The sequence below is a fragment of the Catellatospora paridis genome (assembly GCF_009720365.1).
GTDB lineage: Bacteria > Actinomycetota > Actinomycetes > Mycobacteriales > Micromonosporaceae > Catellatospora > Catellatospora paridis.
This window is the reverse complement of sequence record NZ_ML769314.1, coordinates 601,965-616,155: the sequence shown is the minus strand read 5'-3', so window position 1 is coordinate 616,155 and position 14,191 is coordinate 601,965. Positions and strand designations below refer to the sequence as shown.

The window sequence follows — 14,191 nt, the reverse complement described above, 5'->3', positions numbered from 1 at the left end:
GCAGTGAGGTACGTAGGGGCGGCCACAAGCCGCCCCTACGTTTTTGTGCCGGTCAGCTGCCGTCGCGGAGGTCGGACAGGCGGGTCGGGGTCAGGCGGGCGTGGTCGAAGACGACGGTGCAGCCAGCGCCGACCGGGGACTGCGCCTCGACGCCGATCATGGGCGGGCCTGCGTCGGGGCCGAGGCTGAAGTAGCGGACCAGTTGCCAGGACTGCCCGTCGGGGCTGCTGTGGAAGGCCCAGGCCGGGCCGAGGCGGCTGGCCCGCAGCCAGACCGTGTCCCCGGCGACCGGCCAGGCGTTGGCGTCGTCGGAGTCGCCGCGGGTGATGACGGTGACGATGGTGTTCTCGCCCGCCGGGGAGCGCTCGAAGCACAGCTTGGCCCAGTGCCGCTCACCGGCCCAGACCAGGATCACCCCGGCGTCGTACTTCTCGCCGAAGTCCACCCGGGCCCGCAGCGCGAACTGGAAGTCGCCCTCGGGCACCGCGGCCAGCGCGCGGGGCGCGTTGAGCACCGGCGGCGCGGCCGGGTCGCCCGGGTCGACGAACATGTCGGTCTGCGGCCCGGCCGCGACGGAGAGCACGCCGCCCGCCAGGTGCCAGGAGGCGGGTTCCGGTTGCCAGCGCAGGGTCAGCCCGCCGAGCTTGGAGTCCATCGGCGCATTCTGCCACGGGTCACGCGATCAGGGCGGGCTCGCTCCACTGAGGACGGCCGGTGCGGTCGAGGTCGTAGCGGGCCGCGGCGATCCGGCGCACGCCGTCGACCAGTTCGGGGACGGGCTGGGTGAAGGGCAGCCGGATGAAGCGCTCCAGGGTGCCGTCCACGCCGAACCGGGGGCCGGGCGCGAGGCGTACGCCCAGGGGTTCCACCGCGCGCGCCAGCGCGCTGGAGACCGGCCCGTCCAGCTCGGCCCACAGGGTGACCCCGCCCGACGGCACGGTCACCCGCCAGCTGGGCAGGTGTTCGCGCACCGCGGCGACCAGCGCGTCGCGCTGCGCGGCCAGCAGCGCCCGGCGCTGCGGGATGACCTCGGCCGCGCGGGTCAGCAGGCGGACCGCGACCAGCTGGTCCAGCACCGGCCCGGCGGTGTCCACGCCGACCCGGACCGCGGCCAGGCGCTGCACGATCGGCGCGGAGGCACGGATCCAGCCGACGCGCAGCCCGCCCCAGAACGGCTTGCTCATGCCGCCGATGGTGAGCACCCGCCCGTGCCGGTCGAAGGAGGCGACCGCGGGCGGCATCGGCTGCCCGTCCAGCGGCAGGTCCACGAAGGACTCGTCGATCACCAGGTCGGTGCCGGTGCGCTGGGCGGTGGCGACGAGCTGCTCGCGCAGCGCGGTGGGCATGACGTGGCCGGTCGGGTTGTGGAACTCCGGGATCAGGTAGGCCAGGCTCGGCCGGGTCTGGCGCAGCGCGCCGAGCAGCAGCTCGGCGTCCCAGCCCCCCTCGTCCAGGCCGTGCGTGCTGATCCGGGCCCGGCGGCCGGCGAACGCGGCCAGCGCGTTCGGGTAGGTCGGCGACTCGACCAGCACGGACGCGCCCACCGGCACCTGCAGCCGCAGGATCAGGTCGAGCGCGTGCAGCACCCCGTTCGTGATCATGATCTGTTCGGGGCTGGTCGGCAGGCCGCGCTCGGTGTACTGGTCGGCCACGGCCTCACGCAGCTCGGTGATGCCGCTCGGGTGGTAGCCGGCCCCGCCCAGGTAGTTCGGCAGCTCCTCGACGGCCTCGCGGGCTGCGGCCATGAGCGGCTCGGGTGCCGGCAGCGCGGCGCAGCTCAGGTCGATGAGGTCGAGCTCGTCATCCGGCATCCACAGCCCGCTGCTGGCCACCCGGTGCCCGCTGGGCAGGGTGGTCCAGCTGCCCGCGCCGCGGCGGCTGGTCAGGTGGCCCGAATCGCGCAGCTCGCGGTAGGCCGCGCTGACCGTGGTGCGGGAGATCTCCAGGGCCTCGGCGAGTTCGCGCTCGGCGGGCAGGCGCACCCCGAGGGCCAGCCGGCCGTCGGCGAGCAGGCCGCGCACCGACGAGGCGAGGGCCGCGTAGTCGGGGCTGCGCCGCCGGGCGGGCAGCGCGTGCCACCGCCCGAGCAGTCTGGCCAGCTGCACACCGCGTACGGAGACGGTCATCGCCATTCCCCCCGTTGTAAGGCCAGTCCCCCCGGATTGGCCCTTTCTGGCTTTTCGATTGGCCTCCAGACTGGCAGACATGACAGGCGCACGCAAGCCACTGCACATGCCACTTCGAGCGACCCAGCGCCGGGTCTCCGCCGCCCCGACCACCCGCCGCCCCACGCCCATGCCCCTGCGCGAGCGCCTCCCCCGCCGCCTGTTCCAGCTGCTCGCCGGCCTCGTCGGGTATGGCGTCAGCATCAGCCTGATGCTGCACGCGCACCTGGGCAACCAGCCCTGGGACGTGCTCCACCAGGGCATCGCCCTGCGCGCCGGGCTCAGCGTCGGCACCGTGCTGATCATCGTCGGCGCGGCCGTCCTGCTGTGCTGGATCCCGCTGCGCCAGCGCCCCGGCATCGGCACCATCGCCAACATCGTCGTCATCGGCCTGGTCGTGGACGTCGCCAACCAGGTGCTGCCCGAGCCGTCGCACGTGCTCATGCGCTGGGCTTTCATGATCGGCGGCATCGTGCTGTGCGGCTTCGCGAGTGGCCTCTACATCGGGGCCAATCTCGGTCCGGGGCCACGCGACGGGCTGATGACCGGACTGGCCGCCCGCACCTGGTCGCTGCGCGGCTGGCGCACCGTGTTGGAGATCGCCGTGGTGGCCGTGGGCTTCCTGCTGGGCGGCAAGGCCGGGCTCGGCACCGTCCTGTACGCGCTGGCCATCGGCCCGCTGGCCCAGTTCTTCCTGCCGATGCTCACCGTCCGCAGCCGCCAGGCCGCCACGGCTCCGGCCGCCGACCCGGTGCCGCCCACCCCAGCCCCGTCCGCCACCCCGGCCACCGAACCGGCCCCCTGCTGACCCACCTCCCGGTCCACCCCCGCCCCGCCCACCGGGCCGCCGGGGCCGCCGCGTGGCGGGTGGGTGAGAGCGGGGTCCGGGCGAGATGGCACAGCGTGGTTGGCGCGTCACGCAGGGTAAATGGGGCGATATAGGTTTTATTGGTACGGACACCTGACCCTGCCCGCCGGAGGCAACTTCGTGTTCGTATCCATGAAACGGCTGGCCATCGCGTCGGCCGTGATCCTGTCCGCCGTCGCCCAGGGCGTGCCCGCCACGGCGGCGCCGAACGTGACCGTCCTGGCCACGGGGTTGAGCAACCCACGCGGCCTCGCCTTCGACCGCGACGGCACCCTCTACGTCACCGAGGCCGGCCGGGGCGCCGACGGCGCCGCCAACCCGACCTGCCTGCCGCGTCCCCAGGGCATCGGCTGCCTGGGCGCCACCGGCGCGCTGGCCCGCCTCGACCGCGACGGCACCGTGACCCGGGTGCTGACCGGCCTGCCCTCGCTGGCAGGCCCCGACGGCACCGAGGCGATCGGGCCCGACGACATCGCGTTCAACCGCTTCGACCGCGCCCTGCTCACGGTGGGCCTGAGCGAGGCCCCGGCCACCCGGGACGGGCTGCCCGAGCCGGGCAGCCAGATGGGCCGGCTGGTGTCGGTGCGCCGGGACTGGTCGGGCGACTGGTTCTCGCAGCACCTGGCCACCCAGCGCATCGCCGACATCGCCGGCCACGAGGCCGCGAACAACCCCGACGGCGGTGAGCTGGACTCCAACGCGCAGTCGGTGGCGTTCGGGCCGGGCGGGGCCGCGGTCGTCGACGCGGGCGCGAACTCGCTGCTGTTCGTCACGCCCGCGGGCCAGGTGAGCACCCTGGCGGTGTTCCCCGAGCGGCAGATGCCCGCGCCGCCCGCGTTCAACATGCCGCCCGGCACCATGCTGCCGATGCAGTCGGTGCCGATGGGCGTGGTCTACAAGGACGGCGCGTACTACGTCGCCGAGCTGACCGGACGCCCGTTCACCACCGGGTCGGCCCGCATCTTCAAGGTCGTGCCGGGCCAGGAACCCACGGTGTACGCCGAGGGCCTGACCACGGTCGTCGACATCGCCTTCGGCCCCGACGGCTCCCTGTACGCCCTGGAGTTCACCCACACCTCGATGTTCGGCCCCAGCCGAGGCGTCGGCGCCCTGATGCGCATCCGCGGCGAGGGCAAAACCCCCGAACTGGTCCTCGACAAGGTCGACCACCCCGGCGGCATCGCCATCCGCAACCGCAACGCCTACATCACCACCTGCTCCGTCTGCGCCACCACGGGAAGCGTCATGAAACTCCGCCTCCCCGCCTGACGCTCGACCCACCGCACCAAGATCGCGACGATCTTGCGCGAACTGTTGCCGATATGCCCGTCAAGGGCGTGTCGTACCCACAGTCCGCGCAAGATCGTCGCTTTTCAGTTGGCGGCGGGTGGGGCGGCGTCGGGGGTGACGTGGCGGGATTGGACCAGCCAGCCTTCGGGTTCGGCGGGGGCGGGGACGAGGACGTCTTCGCAGATGCAGTGGCGGTGCATGCGGGGGGTGCCGTCGGCGGTGACGGCGATGACCATGCCGTAGCAGCGGACGTGGGCGCGGCCGTCGGCGGCGGGGGTGACCCAGACCATGCCGTGCCAGTGGCGGTGGGTTTCGCCGGTGGCGGCGAGGCGGGCGTGGGTCTGTTCGACGGCGGCGGCGAGGGCTTCGCGGCCGCGTACCGGGGCGTCCAGGCCGGGGGCGGTGAAGGTGCCGTCCGGGGCGAACGTGTCGGCCCACTCGCGGGCGCGGCCGGAGTCGAGCAGGTGCATGTGGCGGGCGTAGAACTGCTGGACGGACAGGTACGTCGCCGAGGTGTCCGTGACCTCGGGCAGGGCGGTCATCGCCATGGTGTTTCTCCTTCGGTGATGCGGAAACTGCGGGTGGTCGGTGTACTCGGCGGGATCAGAGGATGGCGACGGCGCGGGTCCAGCCGGCGCCGGCTCCCTTGATCTTGATGGGGAGGCAGGAGACGGTGAAGCCGTACGGCTGCGGCAGGGCGTCCAGGTTGGCCAGGCGTTCGATCTGGCAGAACTCGCGGTCGCGGCCGGTGAAGTGAGCCGGCCACAGCACGCCGCGGTCGCCGGTCTCGTTGAAGCGCTTGAGCATCGCGCCGAACGGGGCGTCCAGGCTGAACGCGTCCGTGCCGATGACCCGGATGCCCTTGTCCAGCAGGAAGTTCGTCGCGCCGGCGTCCAGGCCGGTGAACTCGGTGAAGTAGCGCGGCGTGCCCGCCCAGGCCGACGCGCCGGTGTGCAGCAGCACGATGTCCAGCGGCTGCGGCTGGTAGCCGATGCGGGCCAGCTCCTTGTCGAGGAAGTCCGCGTCGACGGTCGGCCCCGGCGCCGAGCGCAGATCCAGGCGGAACGCGGGCCGGTGGAACCAGTCCAGCGGCATCTCGTCGATGTGACGCGGCACCCCGTAGCTGGCCTTGCTGCCGTAGTGCGACGGCGCGTCGATGTGCGTACCGGTGTGCGTGGTGAGCTTGAGCGTGTCGACCGACAGCAGCTCGCCGTCGGGCAGCACGGACGGGTCGAAGTCGACGCCGAAGTGCAGCGCCATCTCCTCGGCCATGTGCACCGCGCCCTGCGCGGGCGTCATGACGTCGTGGATGACCGGCTCGGGCTCCCAGGCCGCGGCGTCCACGGCCGTGGACAGGTCGATGATGGGCATGATCGGACTCCTTGCTGGAAAGGGCGGATCGAAACGGCCGGGCGGAACGCGCGCAGGAACCTCGGCGCCCTCCGACCGGGTGGCAGCCCGCCGAGGCGAGCGGCGCCGGTCGCGGATGGCGGTCAGCCCGGCGAAGCAGGGCTGGTGCCGGTCGCGGTGGCGTAGAGGTCGGTGCGCACCCGGCAGCGCGGGTTGCCGAAGGCGACCATCCGGGTGAGCTTGTGGCCGATCGGGGTGCGGTGCACGATCGAGGCCACCGCCTGCCGGCCGACCTCCAGGGCCCGGCTGCGGCTGCCCAGCATCCCCTTGGCCTGCAGGTGCTGGAACTTCAGCACCTTGTTGATGTCGGCGTTACGCGCGGTGGTGTACCCCGACAGCGCCGCCGCGTCCACCGGGCCGGTCTTGCGCAGCGCCGCGACCAGCACCGGATGGGCCAGCACCGCGTCCTGCAGGGCCAGGTTGAGGCCCTGCGCGCCGAGCGGGCTGTGCGTGTGCGCCGCGTCGCCGATCAGCAGCAGGCCGTCGCGCGCCCACTCGCGGGCGGTCCCGGCGAACACGTCGAGCAGGCTGAGATCGGCCAGGCCGCGCACCTTCTCGTACACCCGCCCGGCGTATTCCGGCACGGCCCGGCACAGCTCGTCACGGAACTCGGTGAACGGCCGCGCCGCGAACTGCCGGTAGCCGCCGTGCGGCAGCGCCCAGCCCAGCTGGATGCCCTCCGGGTAGCTGCTGTAGCTCAGCAGCATCCGGCCGCCGCCCCCGCGGATGGTCACGTCGCGCACCGATTCGCCCGCCGCGGGCAGCTTGAACCACAGCAGGTCGAAGCTGAACATGTCGCGGCGGTCGTACGGAATGCCGGACAGCTGCCGCGTCTTGGAGTACCGCCCGTCCGCGCCGACGACGCAGCGCGACCGGATGGTGCGCTGACCGCGCGGACCGGCCACGACCGCGCCGCGCACCGCGCCGCCGTCGCGCACCAGGTCGGTGATCCGGGTCCCGGCCAGGTAGCGGAACGTCGGCTCCCGGCGGCAGGCCGCCAGCAGCTCCTCCAGGATGTACTGCTGCGGCACGCTGAGCATGTAGTTGTACGGCCCTGGCAGGTCCCGGTAGTCCACCCCGAGCACCGCCTTGCCCTTGTTCACCAGCTGGAAGCGGTCGTGCACGTGGCTGCCGCGGTTGCGGGCCGCGGCCAGCACCCCCAGTTCCGCCAGCACGGCCAGCCCGCCAGGCTGCAGGATCTCCCCGCGGTAGGCCCGTTCGAAGCTGGACGACTTCTCCACCACCGTGACCTCGACCCCGGATCGGGCCAGCAGCAGCGCGAGCACCAGCCCGGCCGGCCCGCCGCCGATCACACAGACATCGGTGAGGACGTCACTGTCCCTGTCAGCCAATGGATGCCTCCTCGGTCAGACCCCGCGCCGCGCCGCACGTGATGCCGGCGACCAGCGAGGTGTCGTGGGTTCCCTCGATGAACTGCGGATGGTCGAGCACCGCGAGCAGGAAGTCGCGGTTGGTGGCCAGGCCCGGCCCGGCGGCGTGGAACTCGCCCAGCGCCCGCCGCATACGCAGCAGCGCCTGCGGCCGGTCCGGCGCCCACACCACGACCTTGGCCAGCAGCGGGTCGTAGGCCGGGGACACCCGGCCGCCCGGGTAGGCGTCGGTGTCGACGCGCACGAACGGGCCCGCGGGCAGCCGCAGTTCGGCCAGCCGCCCGGGAGAGGGCACGAAGTCGCGGGACGGGTCCTCGGCGTTGATGCGGCACTCCATGGCCGCGCCGCGGGGCGCCAGGTCGTCCTGGCGCAGGGTCAGCCGTTCCCCCGCGGCGATCAGCAGCTGCTCGCGTACCAGGTCGATGCCGTGGGTCAGCTCGGTGACCGGGTGCTCGACCTGGATGCGGCAGTTGACCTCCATGAAGTGGAAGCCGCCGTCGTGGTCGACGAGGAACTCGAAGGTGCCCGCGCCGACGTAGCCGGTGGCCAGCGCCCCGCGCAGCGCCGCCTCGCCCATCCGCCGGACGAGTTCGGCGGGCAGGCCCGGCGGTGGCGTCTCCTCGATGATCTTCTGCCGCCGCCGCTGCGCCGAGCAGTCGCGCAGGCCCAGGTAGACGCCGTTGCCGTACTGGTCGCAGAGGATCTGCACCTCGACGTGGCGGGCCGCGGGCAGGTAGCGCTCCAGGTAGAGCCGGTCGTCGCCGAACAGCGACTGCGCCGCCGACTTCACCTCCCGGAACTGCCGGACCAGGTCGGACGGCTCGCGCACGACCTGCATGCCGCGCCCGCCGCCCCCGGCCACCGCCTTGACGATGATCGGGTAGCCGATCCGGGCGGCGACCTGTACCGCGAGGTCCGGGCACTGCACCGGGCCGTCGCTGCCGGGCAGCATGGGCAGCCCGGCGTCGGCCATCGCGGCGCGGGCGGCGGCCTTGTCGCCCAGCCGTTCGATCACCGCCGCCGGTGGGCCGACGAAGGTGATGCCGCAGGCCTCGCAGGCCTCCGCGAAGTCGGGCACCTCGGACAGGAACCCGTATCCGGGGTGGACCGCGTCCGCGCCGGTACGCCGGGCGGCCTCCAGGATCGCGGACATGTTCAGGTAGCTGGCGCGCGCCGGGCCGGGGCCGATGCAGACGGCCTCGTCCGCGAGGTCCACCACCGCGGCGTCGCGGTCCTCGGTGGAGTAGACCGCGACCACGCGCAGCCCCAGCTCGCGGCAGGTGCGGGCGACGCGCAGGGCGATCTCGCCCCGGTTGGCGATGAGCACGGTGGTGAACACGGCGGCCCCCTAGCGCCCGGTCGCCGGGGCGATGGTGAGCAGCCGGTCGCCGTACTCCACGGACGTGCCGTCGGGGACGTGCACGGCCACGATCTGCCCGTCGCGTTCGGCCTCGACGGGGATCATCAGCTTCATCACCTCGATGATCGCGACCTGCTGGCCGCGCCGGACGTGGTCGCCCTCGCTGACGAACGGGGCCGTGCCCGGCTCCGCCGCGCGGTAGAACGTGCCCACCGTGTTCGCGCAGATGTCGGCGAAACCGTCGGCCGCCGGAGCCGGAGCGGGCGCGGGCGCCGCGGTGGCGACCGCGACCGCGCCGGACGTCGCCGCCCGTGCGGCCGCCGCGACCGGCGCGGGTTCGGTCGGCAGGACGGCGTTCTCGTCGGCCCACTCCAGCTCGACGAGCACGTCGCCGGCCCGGATGCGCAGCGCGCTGGGCTGCCTGTCCACCCCGGACAGCAGTTGCTGGGCGCTGCGGCGCACGTCGTCGAGGTCGTCGGCGACGGTACGGGCGGTGTCGGGCAGCGAGCCGTGCATCGAGCAGACATCCGCGGTGTCCACCGGAATGGGTGGCACGCGCAGGGAAGGATCCAGCAGACCGGTCACCACGAACTCCCTTCGGTCGGGATCAGTACGGCCTCATCGGGCCGGCGCGAGCTGCCGAAGCGCCGGAAGCGGGCACGCCGCTGCGCGACGAGGCGGGTCTGGTCGAGCCCCGCGAGATCGGCCAGCTCGGCATGGACGGCGGCGCGCAGCGCGGCGGCCGCGGCGGCGTGGTCGGCCTCGGCGCCCCCCGGCGGTTCCGGGATGACCCCTTCCACCACGCCGAGTTCGAGCAGGGAACGGGCGTCCACGCGCAGTGCCTGGGCGGCCGCGGGCGCCGCGGCGGAGTCGTGCCACAGGATCGCCGCGCAGCCCTCGGGGCTGATCACGGTGTACACCGCGTTCTCCATGATCAGTACGCGGTCGGCGACGGCGATGCCGAGTGCCCCGCCGCTGCACCCCTCACCGGTGATCACGGTGACCACCGGGACGGGCAGCGAGCCCATCAGGCGCAGGTTCTCCGCGATGGCGGTGGCCTGGCCGTGCTCCTCGGCGTCCACCCCGGGGTGCGCCCCGGGCGTGTCCACCAGCGTGACCACGGGCAGGCCCCACTTGGCGGCCAGCCGCAACAGCCGGGCGGCCTTGCGGTAGCCCGCCGGTCCCGGCATGCCGTAGTTGCGGCGGGCCAGCTCGCGGGTGGTGTGGCCCTTCTCGTGGCCGATCACGACCAGCGGCGTGCCGCCCAGCCGACCGACCCCGCCGATGATCGCCGGGCAGTCGCCGCCCAGCCGGTCGCCGTGCAGCTCCTCGAAGTCGTCGAGGATCATGCTGAAGTAGTCGGAGGTGGTGGGCCGGGCGATGTTTCGCGCCCGGCGGACCGCCTCCCAGGCCCGCCGCTCGGGCAGCAGCCCGGGATCGCGGACCACCGTCGTCGCGCCGCCCTCGACCGGCGCGGGTGGCACGGCGTCGCGGCGGGTGCCGACGGCCAGCAGCCGGCCGATGCGGTGGCGCAGCGCCGGACGCGGGCAGATCAGATCCAGGAAGCCGCGCGCCAGCAGGAACTCCGCGGTCTGGAAACCTGCCGGCAGCTCCTGTTTGATGGTCTGGGCGATGACCCGGGGCCCGGCGAAGCCGAGCCGCGCGCCGGGTTCGGCGACCACGACGTCGCCGAGCATCGCGAACGAGGCGGCCACCCCGCCGTAGGTCGGGTCGGTGATCAGACAGACCGTGGGCAGCCCTGCCTCGTCGAGCTGGTGCAGCGCCTGCGCGGTCTTCGCCATCTGCATCAGGCCGATGACGCCCTCCTGCATGCGCACCCCGCCGGACGCGGTGACCAGCAGCAGCGGCAGCCGTTGCGCCAGCGCCGTCTCCGCCGCGCCGGTGATCAGCTCGCCCACCGCGCCGGACAGGCTGCCGCCCATGAAGCGGAAGTCCATCACCGCGGCGATCGCGGGCGTGCCGGCCATCCGCAGCCGGCAGCACACCACCGCCTCGGCCAGCCCGGTCGTCCGCCGGGCGTCGGCGATGCGCTGCGGATACGGCTTGTCGTCGACGAAGCGCAGCGGATCCGCGGCGTCGGCGACGAGATCGAGCGGCTCGACCGAGCCGGGGTCGGCCAGCAGGGCGATCCGATCCCAGGCGGCCAGGGGGCGGCAGTGCCCGCACTGCGGGCAGATGCCACTGCTGCGGGCCAGCCGCTTGCCGTAGACGACGGCCTGGCAGCGGCTGCAGGAGACCCACTCCGCGGCCGGTCCGGCCGGACCGGGCGAACTGCCCGGTCCGGCCGCGTCTCCGGTCACGACGCACACTCGCTTCGCGAGCGAGCGTCGTGGCGCGCCGTCCGCATGATTCGCTCGCTGCGCCCGCTCATGACAGGACCCCTGTCCGGGTGGAGCTGACCAGGTCGATCAGCTGTCCAGGCGTGCTCACCGCCAGCACCGCGTCGTCGGGCAGCCGGATGCTGAGGTCACGCTGCAGCCGCGCGGTGGTCTCCAGCAGCGCCAGGGAGTCATACCCCAGGTCGGCGAAGTTGGTGTCGGCGATGTCCCCGTCCAGGTCCACTCTCTCGTCCGCCCCTGCGACATCGCGCAGGATGCGCCGCACGTCCTCGATGGTGAAGTCGTTCATGACGCGCTCCCTTCCGTTTCGGCATCGGCGTGCTGCTCAGCGAGCGGCGAGCGGGGCGTGCTCGTCGACCGCGTCGTACAGGTCGTGCTCCGGCACGGCCAGCCCGGCCAGCTTCATGACCTGCTCCCGGAAACCGGGGGTCTGCACGGCCTTGGCGTGCGCCGCCGCGTCGGCCCACTGCACGGTCTCGATGAAGACCTCGGGCTGGCGGCGCGAGCGGTAGAGCTGGCGGCCGATGAAGCCGGGCTGCCCGCCCATGTACTCCGAGATCTCGTCGAGCACCTGCTCGAACCGCGCGATGTCGCCGTTGACAGTGATCTTGTTGATGAACGTGACCATGTGGTCGCTCCTTCTGGTGTGCGCGGCGCCGTGCCGCGCGTGTACATGGGTGCGCACGTCCCGGCGGCGGGCTTTGCCGTTGGGCGAGCGCGGGATCTCCCGCACGAGCTCGATGCCGTGCAGGTGCTGGTATTCGGGCAGGCCCGCGTTGACGAACGCGACGACCTCGTCCGGGCCGACCTGCTCGTCGTCGGTGACGACCAGGGCGTACGCGACCGCGCCGCGGTATTCGTGCGGCATGTCGACGACCATGCAGTCGGTCACCGCCGGATGGCGCATGATCACCCGTTCCAGCTCCACGGGTGAGACCAGCCAGTTGTCGCACTTGAAGACGTCCTTGAGCCGGTCGACCAGGAACAGCGTCCCGTCGTCGTCGAGCCGGCCCACGTCGCCGGTGTCGAACCAGCCCTCGGCGTCGAACGGGCGCTGCACCCCGTCCGGGGTGAGGTAGCCCGCCATCAGCTGCGGGCCGCGCACCTGCACCTCGCCGGGTGTGCCGGCGGGCAGTGGCTGCCGGGTGTCCAGGTCGACGACCCGGCACTCGGTGCCGACGACCGGCCGGCCCACCGAACCCGCCGACGGCCGGTCGATCCGGTCGCAGTGGGTCAGCGGCGCGGTCTCGGCCAGGCCGTACCCCTGGATAACCGGGACGCCCAGCCCGGCGCAGAGCCGGGCCGCGGCGGCCGGGGCCAGCGCGGACCCTCCGGAGAGGATGGCCCGCACCCCCGGCATGCGCCAGGTGGGCAGCCGCGGGTCGGCGGCCATCCGGGCCAGCCGCACCGGAAGGCTGTAGAAGTGCGTCGCGCCGGTGCGGGCCGCCGTCGCGACGGCCTGCGTCGGGTCGGCGTCGGGGCACAGCACCTGGGTCGTCCCGGCGCTGACCGCCGAGTTCAGGTGCATCGGGTGGTAGGTCGGCAGGTGGTTGAGCGTGATCGTGTCCGGCCCGAGCCCGTGCACTCCCGCCACCTGGGCCGCGTTGTAGACCAGGTTGCGATGGGAGAGCAGGACCGCCTTGGGCCGCCCGGTGGTGCCGCTGGTGAACTGCAGCACCGCCACCTCGTCCGGGTCGTCGACCGGCGAGTCGAATCGGGCGGCGCGACCCGCCGGGGCGCCCGCGGCCGGCACACAGTGCTCCCCCGGACGGTCCAGGTAGAACACGTGCGCCAGGCGCGGCAGGTCGAGCCGGATGCGCTGCAGCTTGTCGGCCATGTCGGCGACGCCGACGAGCACCTGCACCCCGGCCGACTCCAGCGCGTACGCCAGCTCCTCCTCGCCCTGCAGCGGGTTGATCACGGCGCACACGTGGCCCGCCCGCACCGTGCCGTAGTAGGCGACGGCGAAGGCCGGGTGCAGTGCGGCGGCGACGCCGACGACGGCGCCCGGCAGGCCCGGCCGCGATGGCCCCGCGTCCCGCGGGAGCAGCCCGGTGAGCTTGGCGGCGAAGCCGTCGGCGGCCGCGTCGAGCTCCGCGAACGTCATCGCGCGGGACCCGGTCTGCACCGCGATCCGGTGCGGGGCGCTCACCGCCGCTCGGCGCAGCAGCCCGTCGAGGGTGCCGCCGGAACGGGCCAGCATGTCGGCCAGTGCCCGCTCGGCGGCGACGGTGTCGGCCTCGGTGCTACTGGGCACGGGCCGGCTCCTCGGCGTACGCCTGCGCGTGGCGCAGCGTCTGCAGCGAGTTGGTGCTGAGCACCCGGCGCAGGTAGCGCCGCGCGTCGGCGACCGTGGTGTCCTCGCCGAGCAGGTTCAGCGCCGACGGCTTGATGGTGGCCGTGTGCCGGGCGTGCACGGTGACGCCCTCGGGCGTCTCCACGAAGTGCCAGTGCCCGGTGTGCGCGTCGAGCAGCTTCGGCAGGCCGATCTGCTTGTAGATGATTTTGTGGGGCAGGCAGACGCGAACCGAGCGGGTGGTGTGCGCGCGGCCCTCCGGGGTGACCGTGTCCATGTCGAAGAACTGCACGCCGGGCTGGTCCTCGGTCATCGACAGCGCGGTGACGTGCGGGACCCGCTCGGGCCACTTGTCGGCCGCGTACAGGAACTCGTAGACCTGCTGCGGCTGCCCGGCGATGAACAGCGGGTCCTCGAAGGAGATGACCAGCTGCTCCAGCTCGTCCCAGCGCTCGGCCAGGCCCTTGACCCGGGCGACGATCTCCTCGGCGCCCTCGAGTTGCGCGGCGGCGGCGTCCGCGCCCTGCTCACCCGGCGCGGCGGTCACCGTCACCGTCAGCTCGGCCTCGCAGGCCTGCCCGCCCTGCGGCGCGAACGTCCACTCCGTACGCACCGACACCAGGGGCGCGGCGCAGGCGGCCTGTTCCGTGACGACCCGCAGACCGGCCTTGTCGACCGTGCGGGTGGTGCTCCACTGGCGTACGGCGTCGCCGTCCAGCGCCCACCAGCGCACGTTCGCGCCGTCGGCGTCCGGCTCGGCGTGCACGCCGTCCGGGAAGAACTGCGGCCAGTGCCGCAGGTCGTTGATGATCTCGAAGGCGACCGCGGCCGGCGCGGCGATCTCCGCGCGCTGGGTCTCGGTGTACACCTTGTTCTTGGACATCGGCGCTCCTCTACGGGCCGGGATGGGGATTTCGGCCGCACGCGGTCATCCGCGGCGAACCGGTCTGCCATGAACCGTCGCAGCCGGCCACTTGAGGACCGGTGGAAATCGGCTTGAATGCCCAGGTCAAGCCACCACGCCGCGATCACCGCGGGTCGCCGGCACCCG

The 14,191-nt window shown here is 73.3% G+C and carries 13 protein-coding genes; 2 read left to right on the top strand and 11 right to left on the bottom strand.

Annotated elements, in window-relative coordinates:
- Positions 1-52: 52 nt before the first annotated feature.
- Positions 53-655 (bottom strand): DUF1349 domain-containing protein, encoded by a 603-nt coding sequence (locus F9C41_RS11835; RefSeq protein WP_155386725.1) that lies wholly within the window; start codon positions 653-655, stop codon positions 53-55.
- Between the two features lie 19 nt (positions 656-674).
- On the bottom strand, positions 675-2,126 hold the full coding sequence (gene yczR / locus F9C41_RS11830) for a MocR-like transcription factor YczR (protein ID WP_155386724.1): 1,452 nt from the start codon (positions 2,124-2,126) through the stop codon (positions 675-677).
- 169 nt (positions 2,127-2,295) lie between these two features.
- Between yczR and yczE the strand changes: the two genes are divergently transcribed.
- Positions 2,296-2,973, top strand: a complete 678-nt coding sequence (gene yczE, locus F9C41_RS11825; protein WP_155386971.1) for a membrane protein YczE — start codon at positions 2,296-2,298, stop codon at positions 2,971-2,973.
- 180 nt (positions 2,974-3,153) lie between these two features.
- On the top strand, positions 3,154-4,302 hold the full coding sequence (locus F9C41_RS11820; RefSeq protein WP_230689505.1) for a ScyD/ScyE family protein: 1,149 nt from the start codon (positions 3,154-3,156) through the stop codon (positions 4,300-4,302).
- Positions 4,303-4,406: 104 nt separating this feature from the next.
- Here the strand turns inward: F9C41_RS11820 and F9C41_RS11815 are convergent, their stop codons facing one another.
- From F9C41_RS11815 to F9C41_RS11775, 9 genes are all read right to left on the bottom strand, one after another.
- Positions 4,407-4,871, bottom strand: a complete 465-nt coding sequence (locus F9C41_RS11815) for a nuclear transport factor 2 family protein (RefSeq protein ID WP_230689504.1) — start codon at positions 4,869-4,871, stop codon at positions 4,407-4,409.
- Positions 4,872-4,926: 55 nt separating this feature from the next.
- Positions 4,927-5,694 carry a cyclase family protein gene (locus F9C41_RS11810; RefSeq protein ID WP_155386722.1) on the bottom strand — a complete coding sequence of 256 codons (768 nt, stop codon included), beginning with the start codon at positions 5,692-5,694 and terminating at the stop codon, positions 4,927-4,929.
- A 122-nt stretch (positions 5,695-5,816) separates the two neighbouring features.
- The gene (locus F9C41_RS11805; RefSeq protein ID WP_155386721.1) at positions 5,817-7,085 is read right to left on the bottom strand and encodes an FAD-dependent oxidoreductase; all 1,269 of its coding nucleotides are present in this window, start codon (positions 7,083-7,085) and stop codon (positions 5,817-5,819) included.
- Positions 7,078-8,463: an acetyl-CoA carboxylase biotin carboxylase subunit gene (locus F9C41_RS11800; RefSeq protein WP_155386720.1), complete on the bottom strand. Its 1,386-nt coding sequence runs from the start codon at positions 8,461-8,463 to the stop codon at positions 7,078-7,080. The genes F9C41_RS11805 and F9C41_RS11800 overlap by 8 nt, the downstream gene beginning before the upstream one ends.
- A 9-nt stretch (positions 8,464-8,472) precedes the next feature.
- Positions 8,473-9,069, bottom strand: coding sequence for an acetyl-CoA carboxylase biotin carboxyl carrier protein (locus F9C41_RS11795; protein ID WP_155386719.1), 597 nt, complete (start codon positions 9,067-9,069; stop codon positions 8,473-8,475).
- Positions 9,066-10,805, bottom strand: a complete 1,740-nt coding sequence (gene accA / locus F9C41_RS11790) for an acetyl-CoA carboxylase carboxyl transferase subunit alpha (RefSeq protein WP_155386718.1) — start codon at positions 10,803-10,805, stop codon at positions 9,066-9,068. The genes F9C41_RS11795 and accA overlap by 4 nt, the downstream gene beginning before the upstream one ends.
- 67 nt (positions 10,806-10,872) lie before the next feature.
- A complete protein-coding gene (locus F9C41_RS11785; RefSeq protein WP_155386717.1) occupies positions 10,873-11,133 on the bottom strand; it encodes an acyl carrier protein in 261 nt (86 codons plus the stop codon).
- A gap of 36 nt (positions 11,134-11,169) precedes the next feature.
- A complete protein-coding gene (locus F9C41_RS11780; RefSeq protein ID WP_230689503.1) occupies positions 11,170-13,101 on the bottom strand; it encodes an AMP-binding protein in 1,932 nt (643 codons plus the stop codon).
- Positions 13,091-14,023 carry an SRPBCC family protein gene (locus F9C41_RS11775; RefSeq protein WP_155386716.1) on the bottom strand — a complete coding sequence of 311 codons (933 nt, stop codon included), beginning with the start codon at positions 14,021-14,023 and terminating at the stop codon, positions 13,091-13,093. Before F9C41_RS11775 ends, F9C41_RS11780 begins: the two co-directional genes overlap by 11 nt.
- Positions 14,024-14,191 lie beyond the last annotated feature (168 nt).

Coding starts and splice junctions, on each gene's coding strand:
- yczE (WP_155386971.1), top strand. CDS start 2,296: ATGCCCCTGCGCGAGCGCCTCCCCCGCCGCCTGTTCCAGCTGCTCGCC.
- F9C41_RS11810 (WP_155386722.1), bottom strand. CDS start 5,694: ATGCCCATCATCGACCTGTCCACGGCCGTGGACGCCGCGGCCTGGGAG.
- F9C41_RS11775 (WP_155386716.1), bottom strand. CDS start 14,023: ATGTCCAAGAACAAGGTGTACACCGAGACCCAGCGCGCGGAGATCGCC.
- F9C41_RS11835 (WP_155386725.1), bottom strand. CDS start 655: ATGGACTCCAAGCTCGGCGGGCTGACCCTGCGCTGGCAACCGGAACCC.
- F9C41_RS11785 (WP_155386717.1), bottom strand. CDS start 11,133: ATGAACGACTTCACCATCGAGGACGTGCGGCGCATCCTGCGCGATGTC.
- yczR (WP_155386724.1), bottom strand. CDS start 2,126: ATGACCGTCTCCGTACGCGGTGTGCAGCTGGCCAGACTGCTCGGGCGG.
- F9C41_RS11815 (WP_230689504.1), bottom strand. CDS start 4,871: ATGGCGATGACCGCCCTGCCCGAGGTCACGGACACCTCGGCGACGTAC.